Source organism: uncultured Clostridium sp. (assembly GCF_947039605.1).
GTDB lineage: Bacteria > Bacillota > Clostridia > Clostridiales > Clostridiaceae > Sarcina.
Genome location: NZ_CAMQZG010000001.1, coordinates 213,344 through 229,852, shown reverse-complemented (window position 1 = coordinate 229,852; position 16,509 = coordinate 213,344). Strand labels below are relative to the sequence as shown.

The 16,509-nt window shown below is 29.9% G+C and carries 18 protein-coding genes; 16 read left to right on the top strand and 2 right to left on the bottom strand.

The window, feature by feature from the left end; translation table 11 throughout:
- The first annotated feature begins 188 nt into the window (after nucleotides 1-188).
- From Q0V24_RS01120 to fliY, 11 genes are all read left to right on the top strand, one after another.
- Nucleotides 189-557, top strand: coding sequence for a DUF1292 domain-containing protein (locus Q0V24_RS01120; RefSeq protein WP_297517697.1), 369 nt, complete (start codon nucleotides 189-191; stop codon nucleotides 555-557).
- Nucleotides 558-773: 216 nt separating this feature from the next.
- Nucleotides 774-2,540: a flagellar assembly protein A gene (locus Q0V24_RS01115; protein ID WP_297517694.1), complete on the top strand. Its 1,767-nt coding sequence runs from the start codon at nucleotides 774-776 to the stop codon at nucleotides 2,538-2,540.
- 11 nt (nucleotides 2,541-2,551) lie between these two features.
- Complete coding sequence (locus tag Q0V24_RS01110) at nucleotides 2,552-2,980, top strand: chemotaxis protein CheW (protein ID WP_297517691.1); 429 nt, start codon at nucleotides 2,552-2,554, stop codon at nucleotides 2,978-2,980.
- Nucleotides 2,981-3,066: 86 nt separating this feature from the next.
- Nucleotides 3,067-3,489: a chemotaxis protein CheD gene (locus Q0V24_RS01105; RefSeq protein ID WP_297517893.1), complete on the top strand. Its 423-nt coding sequence runs from the start codon at nucleotides 3,067-3,069 to the stop codon at nucleotides 3,487-3,489.
- 43 nt (nucleotides 3,490-3,532) lie between these two features.
- Nucleotides 3,533-4,294 (top strand): protein-glutamate O-methyltransferase CheR, encoded by a 762-nt coding sequence (locus tag Q0V24_RS01100; protein ID WP_297517688.1) that lies wholly within the window; start codon nucleotides 3,533-3,535, stop codon nucleotides 4,292-4,294.
- Between the two features lie 14 nt (nucleotides 4,295-4,308).
- Nucleotides 4,309-6,354, top strand: a complete 2,046-nt coding sequence (locus Q0V24_RS01095) for a chemotaxis protein CheA (protein WP_297517685.1) — start codon at nucleotides 4,309-4,311, stop codon at nucleotides 6,352-6,354.
- 12 nt (nucleotides 6,355-6,366) lie between these two features.
- Nucleotides 6,367-6,969, top strand: coding sequence for a chemotaxis protein CheC (locus Q0V24_RS01090; protein ID WP_297517682.1), 603 nt, complete (start codon nucleotides 6,367-6,369; stop codon nucleotides 6,967-6,969).
- Nucleotides 6,970-6,981: 12 nt separating this feature from the next.
- The gene (locus Q0V24_RS01085; RefSeq protein ID WP_297517680.1) at nucleotides 6,982-7,344 is read left to right on the top strand and encodes a response regulator; all 363 of its coding nucleotides are present in this window, start codon (nucleotides 6,982-6,984) and stop codon (nucleotides 7,342-7,344) included.
- Nucleotides 7,345-7,355: 11 nt separating this feature from the next.
- The gene (locus Q0V24_RS01080; protein ID WP_297517677.1) at nucleotides 7,356-7,757 is read left to right on the top strand and encodes a chemotaxis protein CheW; all 402 of its coding nucleotides are present in this window, start codon (nucleotides 7,356-7,358) and stop codon (nucleotides 7,755-7,757) included.
- Nucleotides 7,758-7,776: 19 nt separating this feature from the next.
- Nucleotides 7,777-8,766 carry a flagellar motor switch protein FliM gene (gene fliM / locus Q0V24_RS01075; protein ID WP_297517675.1) on the top strand — a complete coding sequence of 330 codons (990 nt, stop codon included), beginning with the start codon at nucleotides 7,777-7,779 and terminating at the stop codon, nucleotides 8,764-8,766.
- Nucleotides 8,766-9,872, top strand: a complete 1,107-nt coding sequence (fliY, locus tag Q0V24_RS01070; RefSeq protein ID WP_297517672.1) for a flagellar motor switch phosphatase FliY — start codon at nucleotides 8,766-8,768, stop codon at nucleotides 9,870-9,872. Before fliM ends, fliY begins: the two co-directional genes overlap by 1 nt.
- A 55-nt stretch (nucleotides 9,873-9,927) precedes the next feature.
- Here the strand turns inward: fliY and Q0V24_RS01065 are convergent, their stop codons facing one another.
- Nucleotides 9,928-11,625 carry a hypothetical protein gene (locus Q0V24_RS01065; protein ID WP_297517669.1) on the bottom strand — a complete coding sequence of 566 codons (1,698 nt, stop codon included), beginning with the start codon at nucleotides 11,623-11,625 and terminating at the stop codon, nucleotides 9,928-9,930.
- A 3-nt stretch (nucleotides 11,626-11,628) separates the two neighbouring features.
- Entirely contained in the window at nucleotides 11,629-12,414 is a 786-nt protein-coding gene (locus tag Q0V24_RS01060) for an ABC transporter ATP-binding protein (RefSeq protein ID WP_297517890.1), read from the bottom strand.
- 311 nt (nucleotides 12,415-12,725) lie between these two features.
- Between Q0V24_RS01060 and Q0V24_RS01055 the strand changes: the two genes are divergently transcribed.
- The 5 genes from Q0V24_RS01055 to flgK all read left to right on the top strand — a co-directional run bounded on the left by Q0V24_RS01055 (nucleotide 12,726) and on the right by flgK (nucleotide 16,498).
- Nucleotides 12,726-12,926, top strand: coding sequence for a helix-turn-helix transcriptional regulator (locus Q0V24_RS01055; RefSeq protein WP_297517666.1), 201 nt, complete (start codon nucleotides 12,726-12,728; stop codon nucleotides 12,924-12,926).
- Nucleotides 12,923-13,711 carry a hypothetical protein gene (locus tag Q0V24_RS01050; protein WP_297517664.1) on the top strand — a complete coding sequence of 263 codons (789 nt, stop codon included), beginning with the start codon at nucleotides 12,923-12,925 and terminating at the stop codon, nucleotides 13,709-13,711. The genes Q0V24_RS01055 and Q0V24_RS01050 overlap by 4 nt, the downstream gene beginning before the upstream one ends.
- Nucleotides 13,712-13,970: 259 nt before the next feature.
- Nucleotides 13,971-14,249: a flagellar biosynthesis anti-sigma factor FlgM gene (locus tag Q0V24_RS01045; RefSeq protein ID WP_297517653.1), complete on the top strand. Its 279-nt coding sequence runs from the start codon at nucleotides 13,971-13,973 to the stop codon at nucleotides 14,247-14,249.
- 1 nt (nucleotide 14,250) lies between these two features.
- The gene (locus tag Q0V24_RS01040) at nucleotides 14,251-14,661 is read left to right on the top strand and encodes a flagellar protein FlgN (protein ID WP_297517650.1); all 411 of its coding nucleotides are present in this window, start codon (nucleotides 14,251-14,253) and stop codon (nucleotides 14,659-14,661) included.
- Between the two features lie 25 nt (nucleotides 14,662-14,686).
- The gene (flgK, locus tag Q0V24_RS01035; protein WP_297517648.1) at nucleotides 14,687-16,498 is read left to right on the top strand and encodes a flagellar hook-associated protein FlgK; all 1,812 of its coding nucleotides are present in this window, start codon (nucleotides 14,687-14,689) and stop codon (nucleotides 16,496-16,498) included.
- Nucleotides 16,499-16,509 lie beyond the last annotated feature (11 nt).

The following is a 16,509-nucleotide window of genomic DNA, read 5'->3' as shown; positions in this document are numbered from 1 at the left end:
TATTAAGTGAATAAATCAATTATTATATGAACATAATCTAGTTGAAGATAGATATCCTATTAATTCCATATAGGTTTAATGTAGGGCAAGAGTGTAAATAAAATTAATAAATTTTACTAAAACACTTTTAATATATATCAATACAGGTTAAAATAAGAATATAACAGTCCTATAAGGAGGAATTTAATATGTCAGATAAAGAAGTAAAAGAATGTTGTGGAGGAAACAATCACGATGATAATCACGGATGTGGAGATAATTGTGGATGTGGACACGATCACGAAAAAGAGCATGAATGTGGAGACGATTGTGGATGTTCAGGTGAGCATTATGAAACAATGGTTGTAGATTTAGAAAAAGAAGATGGATCAATCGTAAGTTGTGAAATCGTTGATACTTTCGAATATAAAGGAAATGGATATGCTTTAGTATTCAACCCAGAAGAAGAAGGTATGTACTTATTCAAAGAAGAAGGCGAAGAGGGAGAACTAGTAGTTCCTGAAGAAGCTGAATTTGAAGAAGTTACTAAATACTACGAAGAAAACATAGCTGAATAATTTGTAAAATATAGAATGTACTCATTTGAGTACATTCTTTTTTTTTGTCTAAAAAAGAACTTGAGTAGAATCTTTAAAGGGAATTAAGAAGATGTATAAAATAAAGATTTGTTTATACAAATTACAAACAAATAAATGAAAAAAATCCATAATTTTGTAGAAAAAACTCAATTGATTTGGTATTATTTAACTAAAGGTTTTGAGGGGGAGTTTACAATGGTGAATAATACAACATTTAATGCTTTTGAAAAAATTGAGATTTTAGATAGTAAAGACACTCGAAATTATATAGAGGATAAATATATATATTTGAATAAAGGGGTCAAGAAATTCCATTTAAAAGTAAGTGAAGGAATATTGCTTAAAATAAATGGTTCTTTTAAAAGAAGTGGAGAGATAAGTAAGGATGATTTGATTGAAATTGGGTTAAATAGCATACAACCAACAAAGAAATTTAAGTTTAAGATAGATGATAATTATATGAATGCATGCTTAGAATGTGCTTATAGAGAAGGGGAGATTTTTAAACTTGTTGATAAAGATTTTAATGATGAACTTTTGATAGAGAAGGAAAGTATGGAAATAGTACAATCTGACCTTTTGAGTGCAAGCGACATAATGAAATGCTTAAAAGAAAATTCAATAATTTTTGGGATACAGTATAAATCTTTTGAGGATATTATTCAGGGGCATGAGGCAATTATTGCAGTAGGAAAAGAGGGAACACCTACGATAAATGATTTGTTAGATATAAAGTTTTTAGGTGAGAAGAAAGAAGTGGAAAAGGATACGGTAGATTACCTTAATACTAATAAAATAAGTAGTGTTAAAATTGGTGATATTTTAGCTACTATAGTTAAAGGAAAGCTTGGGGCAGATGGAAAAGATATAAGAGGTGCTAATATAGGAGCTAAAGAAATAAAGGAAGTTGAAATTAACATAGCAGCAGGATGTAAAAGGGTTGGAGATAATATTATAGCAACTGTGGATGGAATGCCTATGTATTCTAAGAATGGAAAGAGGTTTGAGGTAAAGAAAACTTATAAAGTTCCTTTAAATGTTGATTTGAAAACAGGAAATATTAATTTTAATGGTGAAGTTTTAATAAATGGGGATGTAGAAGAAAATCTAAGTGTATATGGTTCTTGTGGAATAACCATCAAAGGAAATGTTAGTAGTGCAAAAATTAGCTCACTTGGAGATATAAGTGTAGAGGGAAAGTTACTTCAAAGCAGAGTTAGAAGTGGATTTTTAGAGGGTGAGTTTAAAATGAAATTACTTAGCATGAAAGTTTTAGAGAAAGAGTTTACAGGGCTTAGAAATGATGTAGCAGCAATTATTAAGAATAATCTTTTAGAAAATAGAAAGCTTGGTAGTTTTGTTAAAGTATTGCTTGATAGCAAGTATACAAAAATAGAAAAGGCATATGATTTTATTAAAAATGATATTGAGAGTTTATTTGGTGAAGTAACACAACTTTCAGATATTTACGATAGTAAAATTTTAAGACTTGCAAGTTTAAATATTAAGTCTTTAGAGGAAGTAGACGATATCTTAAATGTTATAAAAAAATATTTATATGAAATAGATGTTATATTCGATTTAGATAGCAATATTAATCTTGGATATTGTCAGGCTTCAACTGTTTTTAGTAAGGGTAATATATATGTACATTCAGAGGGTGTTTATGTATCAGATTTTATTTCAGATGATAGCATAATATTTTTAACTGAAAGAAGTGTTTTAAGAGGTGGAAATATTAAGGCTAAAAATAAAATAAAAGCAGGTGTAGTTGGAACAATGTCAGGCGTTATAACACAGCTTGAGGTAGATGATGATGGAGTTATTGAGTGTGAAAAAGCTTATTATAATACTAAGTTTAAGGTAGGAAATAGAATAATAACATTAGAAGAAAATTACAAGGACTTAAAGGTGTTTAAAAGTGATGATAATAGAATTACTTTAGAAGGCTTAAAAGTGTAAGGAGCAGAACAATGGATTACTGTAAAATCTTAATATTTAGTTTGAATGGAAAGGACTATGCAGTAGAGTTAGATTATGTTGAGAGAATACTTGGACACTTAAATATTGAAAATGTTCCTCAGTCACAAAAATTTATTGAGGGCATAATTGATTATGGGGATGAAACTTTAACTATAATAAATCTTTTAGAGCTATTTGGATATAGTTCTGTAGATGAAAATAATGAGGATAGCAGAATAATAGTAATTATTGATGGTAATCAAAGGTTAGGTGTGAAAGTTGATTCAGTTAAAGAAGTTACACAGCTTAGTTTAGCAGAGGTAGAGGAACTACCAAGAATAGCAGATAGTAATAAGAATACTAAAGTTAAAGGACTTATAAAGTCAAATGGTGTTATTAAAATATTATTAGATGCAAAGAAAATTTTAAACTTTGAGTAGTTTTAAATAACGAAGGTGATTAAGTGAAAAAAAATATAATTGTTGGAATTGCAGCTTTTGATATAGTAAGTGCACCAATAAATATAATGACAATAGGACTTGGGTCATGTGTTGGAATAGCGCTTTATGATAGAGGAAAAAATATTACTGGACTGATACATATTATGTTACCTGATAGTGAGTGTTTTTCTAATAAATCTAATCCATATAAATTTGCAGATACAGCAATCCCTTTAGTTTTAGATGAAATGGTCAAAAGAGGAGCTTTGAGGTTTAGGATAAAAGCAAAAATTGCTGGTGGAGCACAAATGTTTAAATCACAAGATTATAAATTTTCAAATGATATAGGAAATAGAAATATTGCAGCAGTTGAAAAGGTATTAAGTGAGTGCAGAATTACTATTGATGGAAAAGATGTTGGTGGGAATAAGGGGAGAACTATGCTTGTTGATTCTAGTACCGGTATGGTTGTTATAAAGTCTATGGGGAAAAATGTTCTTGAGTTCTAATATTGAAATATATTAAAACTTAGTTTGAGGGGTAGGTGTTAATATGGTTTTTGATGATTTTTATGTGTGGGTTTTAAGGAATCTAGGGGTTGATTTAAGTGCATATAAACAAGCGCAAATGACTAGACGTATAGAGAGTATTATGCAAAGGTCAGGAGTTAAAACATTATCAGAATATAAAATGCTTTTAGAGATAAATAAAGCTGAGAGGGAAAAGTTTTTAGATTTTATAACAATAAATGTTACAGAGTTTTTTAGAAACAAAAACCTTTTTGAGGAGTTAGAAGAGCTATTAAAAAAAGAATATTTTGATGAGAAAAAAATGGTAAATATATGGAGTGCTGCATGTTCTATTGGATGTGAACCATATTCGATAGCTATGATTTTAAAAGAGCATAGGGTTAGGCATTATAATATAATTGCAACGGATATAGATGATACTGCTTTAAAAAAGGCTAAAGAAGGAATATATTCGGTAACAGAAGTGAAAAATATGGATAAAAAATATTTAAAGTATTTTACTATGGTTAATGATGAATATAGAATTTCAGAAGAGATAAAATCTATGGTTAATTTTAGAAAAAACGATTTGATAATTGATAATTATGGAAAAAACTTTGATTTAATATTATGTAGAAACGTAGTTATTTATTTTAATAGTGATATTAAAGAAAAAATTTACAAAAAGTTTAGTACAGCTTTAAATAAAAATGGGATACTATTTGTGGGAGCAACTGAGAGCATATACACCTCAGAAAAAATTGGTTTCAAAAAGTGTTCTACTTTTATGTATAGAAAAATATAGGGAGGGTTTTAGTTTTGGATACAAGTCAATATTTATCTATGTTTCTTGAGGAGTCAAGGGACAATCTTAGAACACTAAATGATGCTTTATTAGATTTAGAGCAAGAGCCAGATGATTTAGATGGCATAGCACAAATTTTTAGGGTTGCTCACACAATAAAGGGTATGGCAGCAACTATGGGATTTACTGATATTGCAGAGCTTACTCATAAAATGGAAGATGTTTTATCTAAGTTTAGAGATGGCGAACTGAAAATAACAGCAAAAGTAGTTACAATTTTATTTAAATGTCTTGATACCTTAGAAAGAATGGTTGATGGAGTTGAGAATGGTGAGGAAGAAGTTTTTGATATTAAAGAAATGATAAAGCTTTTAGAAGAATCATCGATAATGGTAGATAAGGAAGAAATGATTTTAGAAGATACAAAGTCAAATGAGTTAGGTGATTTAGAACTTAATGAATATGAGAGTAGTGTTGTAAAGCAAGCTATAGAAACAGGATTTAATGCATTTAGCGTTAAGATAAAGTTAGTGGAAAGTACACTTCTTAAATCAGCTAGAGTATTTCTTATATTTAAAGACTTAGAAGAGATTGGGGAGATAATAAAATCATTTCCAACAACTGAGGATATTGAAGAGGAAAATTTTGATTTAAATATAGAGGCTATTATTATAACTCAATCAAGTAAGGATGATATAAAATCAATAATATCTAGGGCATCAGAAATTGAAGAGTTTTCAGTAGAAGAAGTTAACTTGATGCTTAGCAAGACAATTATAAGTAAAGAAATTACAGAGAATATATTAGAAGAAGTTATAACCTCTAAAGAGGATGGGGTTATAACTAAAGTTAAGGGGAAAAAAGTTGAAATAAAGAAAGATGCTAAAAAACCTACTACTACAAAGAAATCAAAAACAGGTGGTAAGTCTACTCATCAATCAGTTAGAGTTGATTTAGAAAGATTAGATAAACTTATTAATATGGTTTCAGAGCTTGTTATTAATAGGACAAGACTTGAGCAAATAGCAGCAGATCAAAAGTGTCAGGAACTTACTGAAACTTTAGAGCAAGTTGCAAGAACAACATCAGATTTACAAGACCTTGTTATGAAGATAAGAATGTTACCTTTAGATGTAGTATTTAATAGATTCCCAAGAATGATAAGGGATGTTGCTTTAGAACTTGGCAAAGAAGTTAATTTCATTGTTGAGGGACAAGATACAGAACTTGATAGAACTGTTATTGATGAGATTGGAGAACCTCTTATTCATCTTCTAAGAAATGCTATAGACCATGGTGTTGAGTCTAAAGAAGAAAGAATTAGAACAGGAAAACCTCCAGTTGGTAAGATAATTCTTACAGCATACCAAGAGGGAACAAAGGCGGTAATAAAGGTTCAAGATGATGGTGCTGGAATTAATGTTGAGAAAGTAAAAGCTAAAGCTGAGAGAGTTGGTATAGATACTGAGGGCATGAGTGATGATGAACTGAAAAACCTTATTTTCTCAAGTGGATTTAGTACTAATGAACAGGTTACAGATATTTCTGGAAGAGGAGTTGGTATGGATGTTGTTAAGACAAAAATATCAGGACTTGGAGGAACTGTAGATGTTATTAGTGAAGAGGGAATGGGGTCAACATTTATAATAAAACTTCCATTAACACTTCAAATAATACAAGCACTTTTAGTTAAAGTTGGAGAAGAAAACTTTGCAATATCTCTAGGTTTTATAGAGAGAGTTGTAGATTTTAATGCTATAAATATAAAGAAGAGTAATTCAAAAGAAGTTATTCTTTATAGAGATAGAGTTATACCACTACTTAGGCTTAATGATTACTTTGGCATTGAAGAAGCTAAGGATACTAACGAAAAGTTTGTTATAATCGTGAAAGTTTCAAATAAAGAAATTGGACTTTTAGTTGATTCTCTATTAGGTCAGCAAGAAGTTGTTATTAAACATTTAGGAAATAGTCTTTCTAATATAAAAGAGTATATAGGGGCTACTATACTTGGAAATGGACTAGTTACGCTTATTTTAGATGTAGCTGCCTTAGTATAGGAGTGAGAGTTTATGGATTTTTTAGATTTAACAGAAATGCAGTTAGATGCCCTTAGGGAAATATCTAATATAGGTGCTGGAAATGCAGTTACTGCACTTTCAACACTTTTAGGTAGAAGTGTTGATATGAAAGTTCCTCTTATCAAGGTGATTGGTATAGAAGAAATTTATGACAATATAGACCTAGAAAAAATGGTTGTAGGAGTTTCAATTGAAGCTAAGGGTGAGCTTCAAGGTAACATATTATTTTTATTAAAAGAAGATGTAGCCTTTGATATTATAAATAAGTTTGTAGAAAAAACTGATGAGGTATTTGGTGAATTTGGAGAGTCTGTTATATGTGAGTTTGGAAATATTATATCAAGTACTTACATGAATGCAGTTTCAGAATTTACTGGCTTATCAATGATAGCAGGAGTTCCAGCTATTGCACATGATATTGCAGGTGCAATGATACCTACAATGTTTATTGCATCATTAGAAGATGCAGATAAAATATTAGAAATAAAAATTATTTTAAAAGATTATGATGGTGAGGAAATAGGAGCAGATTTTTACTACTTACCGAAGCCTGATTCATTAGAAAAAATATTTAAATCAATAGGATTAATTTAGGGGGAATATAAAATGGCAAAAGTATTAATAGTTGACGATGCAGCATTTATGAGAATGATGGTTAAGGATATCTTAACAAAGAATGGATTTGAAGTAATAGGGGAAGCATGCAATGGCTTAAAAGCAGTAGAAATGTATAAGCAGGAGAGACCAGATGTAGTAACAATGGATATTACAATGCCAGAAATGGATGGAATTGAAGCTGTTAAGGAAATTAAAAAATTTGACCCTACTGCAAAAGTAATTATGTGTAGTGCTATGGGACAACAAAGTATGGTTATGGATGCTATTAAAGCTGGAGCTAGAGATTTTATAGTTAAGCCATTCCAAGCAGATAGAGTTTTAGAGGCTATAAATAAAGTTTTAGGACAGTAAGGAGCTAGGTTATGCAAATAGTAATGTTTAGTTTAGGTGATGAAGAGTTTGCAGTTGAAACATTAAAAGTTCAAAATATAAGTAATAATATGCTTGTAACAAAGGTTCCAAAGTCTGATAGACATATTAGAGGACTTATAAATCTTCGTGGTAGCATAATATCTCTTGTGGATATTAATCTTTTACTTAGAACTAATAATGAGTTTAATGAAAAAGGAAACATAATAATCATTAATATTGATGATGAAGAGATAGCAATTTCTGTTGATAAGGTTAGGGAAGTTTTAGATATTGATGAAAAAATGATTCAAAAACTTGATGCAGAAGAAGCTAGGGATTATGTAAAAGGAATTATAAATTTAAATGGCAATATTATAACTTTAATAGATTTAAATATACTATTAGGGAATTAAGTGAAAAGAGGTAGATTATATGGCAGATGTGTTATCTCAGAGTGAAATTGACAGCTTGCTTTCTGCCTTGTCCTCTGGAGAACTTGCAACAGAAGATATTCAAAAGGAAGAGGAAAAGCAGCGAGTTAAGGTTTATGATTTTAGAAGACCGCAGAAGTTTTCTAAAGAACATATCAGAACCTTAGAACTTGTACACAACGATTTTTCGCGATTATGTTCTAATTATTTAACAGGTAAAACTCGAAAGAATACTAAGGTTAAGCTTGTATCAGTAGAACAAATAACTTATGAGGAATTTATTCACTCTGTTTCAAATCCAACAGTTCTTATAAACTTTAAATTTGCACCACTTAATGGACTTTTAACATTTGAACTTAATCCAGATTTTGCATTCCAAGTAATAGATATTTTATTTGGAGGTAATGGTGAAAAAAGGTATGTTGCAAAGGAATTTACAGAAATAAATAAAGGTGTAATGAAGAGTGTTGCAAAAGAGCTGATAGAAAATTTGAAAGTTGCATGGCAGGATATTATAGAAGTAACACCAGAATATGATGGTATGGAAAATAATCCAGCTTTAAATCAAACTTTAGCACCAAATGAACCAATAGCATTACTTACATTTTCAATAGAAATGGGTAATAGTACAAGTATGGTTAATCTTTGTATTCCTTATGTGAGTGTTGAGGAAATAATGGATAGGTTACTTGTAGAATATTGGTTTGAACATGACCAAAAGAGCACAAAAAATGAATATAAAGATAAAATTGGAGCTAAAATTCAGGGTGTTGATGTAGACCTTAGTGTAGAACTTGGTTCGAGTGAAATTATGATTAGTGATTTCTTAAAGCTAACAATTGGAGATGTTATAAGACTTGATAAGCTTATTACAGACCCAGTTAAAGTTAAGATAGAAGATAAAGAATGCTACTATGCAAAGCCAGGAATGGTTGGAGATAGTAGAGGAATAGAGATTTTAGATATAATTCAAGAGGAGGGGGAAAGGTAATGGCTGATGGATTTTTATCACAAGAAGAAATAGATGCCCTATTAAATGGGGATAGTAGTAGCAATGATAACGATGGACAAAAAGAACCTCTTTTTTCAGAACAAGATAATGATTTACTTGGAGAAATAGGTAATATATCAATGGGGTCTGCCTCAACAGCTCTTTCACAAGTTATAAATCAAAGTGTTAATATAACAACTCCGGTTGTAAGTCTTACAACTATAGGGGAGTTAAAAAGACAGTTTGCAGTTCCAAATATATTATTAGAGGTTCAATATACTAGTGGAATTGTTGGGAAAAACATTTTAATAATGAAAATACCAGATGCGGCTGTTATTGCCAACCTTATGATGGGTGGAGATGGAAGTGCAATTTCAACAGAACTTTCAGAAATAGAAATTAGTGCAGTTCAAGAAGCTATGAATCAAATGATAGGTTCTGCTGCAACATCTATGGCAACAATGTTTGCAAGAGAGGTAAATATATCACCGCCTAAATCAAAGATATGGGAAAACTTAACTGAAACTATATCAACAGGATTTGATGATGAGCAAGAAATTGTAAATATATCATTTAATTTAAAAATTGGAGAATTAGTTGATAGTACAATCATGCAAGTGCTTCCATTAGAAACAGGGAAAAAGATAATTAAAATAATGATGGGTGAGGATGATGAAACTAAAACTCCAGAGCCTATGATTGAAGAAAAGACTATTGATATGGTAAAGCCAGAGCAAAGACAGGCTACAGTTCAGATTCCATATGTTGAAGAAATTGATTATAAACCAATAGAAGTGAGTAAAGCTCAGTTTGAAAGTTTAGATCAAAATAAACAAGGTGCATCATATAATAATATGGATTTAATCCTTGATGTGCCACTTGATGTTTCAGTTGTTCTTGGTAAAACAAAAAAGAGCATAAAAGATGTTTTAGCACTTGGAGTTGGTTCTGTAATAGAACTTGATAAACTTGCAGATGAGCCACTTGAAATATTAGTTAATGGAAAAAGAATTGCTTATGGTGAAGTTGTAGTTATAGATGAAAGCTTTGGTATAAGAATAACAAATATTATAGATGGTTCAGAAAGAATCAAAAGTTTAAAATAGAAATAAATAAAAATAAGAACTGTATTAGATACTAAGCAATCTAATACAGTTCTTATTATATTTGAATAAGTTTTTTTCTTGGAGCACTAAAAATAAATTTCCAAGTAAAAATACAAGCTATTATCATAATAAACATTAGAATAAAGTTTCCGTAAGGTAAATATCTATCAAATACAAATTGAAGACCAGCAGCAAGTGCAAGTATGATAGTAACAGTATACCCTTTCCCTTTATTTCCTCTTGGTCTATCTCTAAATGATACAGAGAAAGGAAGAGATGTAGTTGTATATTTATAACTTACAGCAACAGCAAGTGCTGTGGCAAAAATTATTGTGATAGCTTGTGGAATTACAGAATTACCCCAAACAATTACCATGGCAATTGCAATAATAATTAAAGTTGGAAGTATAACTCTTACAAAGAAAGCTTTTAAAGCGCCAGTAAATGCAATACTTTCATCTCTAAGTGGGACAACTTGATAAATCCAAGCACCTTTATAAGCATTTGAATATTTTATCATGTATACAAGACTAGCTATACCAGCAGTTCCAAGATAAAAAGCAAGATACCAAGGCTCTATTTTAAGTTCTTTATAAGTAAGATTTTGAGAGAATGCAAGTATAATAACTACTGGAGATAGAATACTTGATACTATTTGAGGATAAAGTTTAGTTTTAAATTCTCTTTCACTTTTTAACATCTCAATTGAGAAATCAAAGAAAGCAAGTTCTTGTTTTCCAGTACAAAGCATTTTACCAATACTATTCATCAAACTAAATTTAGCTCTTTTCTTACTTTTACTTACTTGGTCAAGTTTTTGTAGGTAAATTTCAAAGTTTTCAAGTACTGATAAGTAAACGCCTATAAATATAAGTGGAATAAAAATAGCACATACACTGCCTATTATGCTAATAATATTTATATTTCCTTGAAGCAGTACATATGGTGATGTAAACCAAAATGTTGGAGTAAAGAAAAACCAAATATGAAATGACATATCTTTTAATCTCATAGCAATTGGTTGAATTATATACATAGCATGACTTAAAACAAAGATTATAATTGCTAGTATAATTTGAATGCCATTTACAACATCTTTAAGCTTTTCACCATCAAAGAATTTTAGAACATAGTAGTAAAGTAGTGCTACTATAGCTACTAAAAATAAATCAACAAATATAATTTCTACTAAAAGCACTATACCAAAGCTTGGTGCAAAAGCTATTCCAGCAATTATGGCTGGGACAATTATAAAGGCAAATGACATAATACCTATATAGTAGATAGCATAAAGAAATCTAGCCATTGAAAGAGTTTTTTTGTTTACTGGTTTTGGTAAAAGAATAGAACTATCCTTTGTATCAATTAAAACAGTAGAAAAAACACTTATAATTCTAGTTCCAATAAAAATCATAAAAAAGGTTATTACAACACCAAGAATATCTTGTGCAGGAAGAGGTAGTGCAAATAAAAATGAACTCATAGACCCTATAAAAAGATATAAAATCAAAGTAGTTAAGTTCCTATTTACATCTTTTGTAGTTCCATTTTTTCTAAAAAGTTTAAGAATTTTAGACCCTATAGAAGAATTTTGTTTTCTTCCATTAAGGCTTTGAAAACTAATATTTGAACTAGTTCTAGAATCAAGAAGAATTTTAAGTCCTATAATATTTCTAAGTGCTATATAATCAATATCTTTTGGGAAAAGCTTTTTAAATAAATCTAAAAATCTAAGGAATAAATAATTCTTCATAGTCTAATCCTCCAATGCAGATAAGAAATCATCTGAACGTTCTTTGTGGTCAGTAAAGCCAGTAAGTTTATTGAAAATATCTTCAAGAGAACCTTGTTCTGACATTGATTGAAGTTCATTAAATGTGCCATTAGCTCTAACGGTTCCCTCATCTAATAAAACAATTCTATCACTGATTTTTTCTACAACCTCCATGATATGAGAAGAGTAGAAAACAGTTTTCCCTCTAGATGCTAAAGATTTTAAAACATCTTTAAAAATCATAACAGCATTAGCATCAAGACCACTTAAAGGCTCATCAAAGAATATGACATCAGGGTTGTGTAAAAGACTTGATACAATTATAGTTTTTTGTTTCATACCCTTTGAAAATGAAGATATTTTTGAATCATAAATATCCTTGATATTAAAAACATCTAGCATAATAAGTGCTCTTTTATCAATAGTTTCCTCGTCTATATCATATAACTTTCCAAGAAATCTAAAATACTCACGAGGGCTCAGAGCATCATAAAGGTCTGCAACCTCAGGAACATATCCAATTTTCTTTTTATAGTCATAGTTATTTCTAATATTCTCTCCAAGAACTTCTATACTTCCAGAATAGTCATCCATCATCCCAAGAATAGTTTTTATAGTAGTAGATTTACCAGCACCATTACTACCTATGTAACCAATAATTTCCCCTTTTTTAATCTCAAGGTTAATTCCTTTTAAAACTTCTTTACCAGAATAAGATTTTCTAAGGTCTGTGATTTTTAGGGCTAAATTATTATTTTCAATATTCATAGTTTCCATTTCAAATCATCCTTTGCTTATTTATAATTTACGTAACGTTTTCATTATCATAATTTGTATTGGATAAATTTTCAAACTTCCAAAAATAATATATTGGCAAATTTAAATACCATATTTTAGAAAGTTAATATGCTTAGGTAATCAAAATATTATAAAAAGTTAAAAAAAAGACCTCAAATAACTAAAGTCATAATAAAAATAGTCATTTATAATTTACTAAATGTCGGATATAGTTGACATAAGGCGTCAAAAAAATATAATTAGGGTATAAAGTATATTTTGAAATTTTAGGAGCTGCAATAATGAAAAACATAAAAATGAAAATGGCTAGAGTAGAGAAAGACGTTTCTCAGGAAGAACTAGCAAAAAAGGTTGGAGTAACACGACAGACAATAAGCATGATAGAGTCTGGAAAGTATAATCCTACAATAAATCTTTGTATTTCAATATGCAAAGAACTTGGTAAAACACTTGATGATTTATTTTGGGAGGAAGAAATATGATTACATTATTAATAAGATTTTTTAAAAGAAATGTTAGAATAACATCTTCTGATGAGAGAATAGAAAAAGAGAGCAATAGCGTTTTAGTTGGTGGATATATAATAGCTCAAATAGCAGCTGTATTAGTACTTATATATACTTTAATTGCAAAGTTATCAGTTGTGAATTTAGTAGTTCCTATAGGATATTTAGTTATGACTAATGGATATTTATTTGTAAAAATGAAAAGCTATGAACTTGGATTTAAAGATATTATAAAAGGTACAGATGAGTGCATTATTACAATTAGAAATAAGATTTTTAAAGAGGGATATTTTTTAGGATTTTACTTTATATTCCTTGCAGATCTTCTAGTTATAATAATGATAGTTGTGCAAGCAAGAGTTGGAATTAACTCAAAAAATGTAATGAGCTTTATTGCTAATTATTCTTATAGCTTTTTAATTATAATAATATCATCATTGTATATAACAGTTTTAACAGTTAAAAAAGGTCTTATGGTTCCTATGAATAATGGTTATAAAGATGAGGATGGCAAACTAAAGAAAAAAGAATTTAATCCGAAAAAATTTAGAATAAGATGTTTAAAGGGAGCAATTTTCTTTGGGGTGTTCATGGGGCTTGTTAGACCAGGGCACTTTGAAATTTGGAAGTTTCTTAAAGTAGTTGTTGTGTCAGGTGGTATATGGGGATTATTATTTTACTTTTTAATGATGGGCATGATAAAAATATCAGGAAAGTCAGCAGATAAGAGGGCTGATGAGCATAATCATTTAGATAAGTAAGCCTATATAAAAATTAAATATCAAAGAATCTATTTAAAAAAAGTAAAAAGTAGGAAAAGAAATGCTAAAACATTTACAAAAGTTTTAGCATTTCTTTTTTGTATTTAAATATCGAATGGGTATAGAATTAAATTAGAGATAAAATAGGTAATTAATATAGAGTTTTATATTTTTTTAGTAAAAATTTTTATAATGCTATAAATCTATTATTAAAATTAACGATAATAAATCTAGATAGCATAAGCAGGAGGGTTAAATAATGAGAATTAATAGTATTAATTCATCAATTGAAGTAGCTAGTATATATAACAAGAATAAAATTAATAAAGTTGAAAGTAAGAAGGTTAATGAAGTGCCAAAAGATAGAATTGAAATATCAAGTGCAGGCAGAAGTCTTGTAGGTATGGATAGTATAGAAATTGATGAATCAGCAAAGGTTGAGAGAATCAAGGAGCTCATTAAAAATGAAAATTATCAAGTAGACAGTAAAAAATTAGCGAAAGCTATGCTAGGCAGTATAAGGAATATGGGGGACTAACATGTTAGAGCAACTAAAGGTGATCATAAAAAAGGAAAAGGTAGCTGTTGAAAAACAGCTAGCTTTACTAGATAAGCAAAATAGTTTAATAATGAAAAATGACGCAATGAAATTAGAGCTTGTTGTAGAAGAGATTAAGAATGCTAATAAAGATATAGCAGAGTTTGAAGTTGCTAAAAGACAACTTTTAAATGGAAGAAACTTTAAAGAAACAGTTTTTCAGTCAAAGGACAAAGAACTTGAAGAGTTATTTAGAGAGATGAGAAAAACAGTAGATCTTTTAAGACTTCAAAATGAAACTAATAGCATTCTTATAAAACAACAGCTTTCATATACAAATAGAATGCTTACAATATTAAATCCAAATAGAGAAGCGAAAGTTTATAATTCTTATGGAAATATAAGAAGATAAAGCAAAAGCAAAGGAGGAAATTAAAATGAGTTTATTTTCAGTTTTAAATGTTAGTAAAAGTGGAATGTTTGCAGCACAACAAAGTTTAAGTACAACATCACATAATATTTCTAATATTAACACTGTAGGTTATACAAAACAAAGAGCTAAAATCCAGACAAGTAGAGCACAGTCAGTTGCAGGGGTTGAAGGGCAAATTGGAACTGGTGCACAGGTTGAAGCTATAGAGAGAGTTAGAAATAACTTTTTAGATTATCAGGTAAGAAATGAAAGTTCAGTATTTGGAACATATGATATGAGAAGTTCATATTTACTTCAAATGGAAGGTGTTTATAATGAACCTTCTGATACTGGGATTGCAAGTCTTATGGGTAAGTTTTTTGATTCATGGCAAGAACTTTCAAAGCAACCTCAAAGTTCTAATAATAGAACTGTAGTTGTTCAGCAAACTCTTGCATTAACAGATGCACTAAATCATACAGCAACAAGACTTGATGAGCTTGGAAAAAATGCGCAAGGTGAGATAAGAAATTCTGTTAATGATATAAATTCAATGCTAAATCAGCTTGATAGTTTAAATAAAGAGATTACAACTATAACTGTATCAGGAGATGCCCCAAATGATTTAATGGATAGAAGAGATTTACTTTTAGATGATATTAGTAGAAAGTTTGGAGTAAGTGCAGAAATGCAAGATTATAATGGGCTTGATATTAAAAGTTCTGATGGAATGGGTTCTATGCCTCCATTTGTAAATTCTGACCCTAATGGAGAGTTTACAAGACTTTCTTATGTAAGTGGAATTGAAAGAGATAAGACTGACCCATCAGGTGGGACATATAAAATAAGTTATTATCAGCTTGGTGATACAAATGACGAGAGTAATATGAAAACTCTAACACTAAGAGATGTAAGCCCAGAGCAACTTGAAAAGATTCAAAATTCAAGAGTAATTTTATCTGATTCAAATGGAATGGCAGTTAAAGGTGATGGAGCGCCATTAAGAGATGGAGCAACAGCTTCAGCTAGTGAGATAAGAATGTTTACTCCCGAAAATGGTGAACTTGCAGGAGCAATTTCTATACAAGCAGATATTGCAGAGCATAAAGGTCAACTTGATAAAATGGCTAAAGGACTTGCTTTTGCAGTTAATGCTATACATTCAGGTATGGAAGGTATAAGTAGAGAAAATGGACAACCAGAAAAAGACTTTATGCCTTTATTTGTCAATAGCTCAGTAGCTGAGTATACAAGTAGTGGAGAAATTATAAATATAGATAATATTCTTGAGGCTGAGTCAGAGATTACAGCAGCAAATATTACAATTAATACAGGTATCCTAGAAGACCCAATGAAACTTAAAACTAGAAGTAATGATAATGAGTTTGCTTATGCATCAGAAAACTACATTGATGGTGAAACTGATGGAGAAAGAGCACTTGCCATTGCAAGACTTAGAGATTCAATGCTTAAATTCCAAGATATAGGCACAAGTATACATACTAGAGCAGATATGTTTGATTTAAGTAAGGGTGGAAATAGACTTGTAAATAACGGAATGACAATAGAGAATAATACAAGCGGAATGAGTCTTGAGAGTTATTATAAAGATGGTATAGATAGACTAGGGGTTCAAAGTCAAGAATCTCAAAGAATGCTTGAAAACCAAAGTAGCTTAGTATTTGATATATCAATGCAAAGAGAAAGTGTTTCAGGAGTTTCACAAGATGAGGAAACTGTAAATCTTGTTCAATTCCAACATGCTTATAATGCAAATGCAAAAGTTATTTCGACTGTAAATGAACTTTTAGATGTGGTAGTTAATGGTCTAATATAGATTAGGGGGTA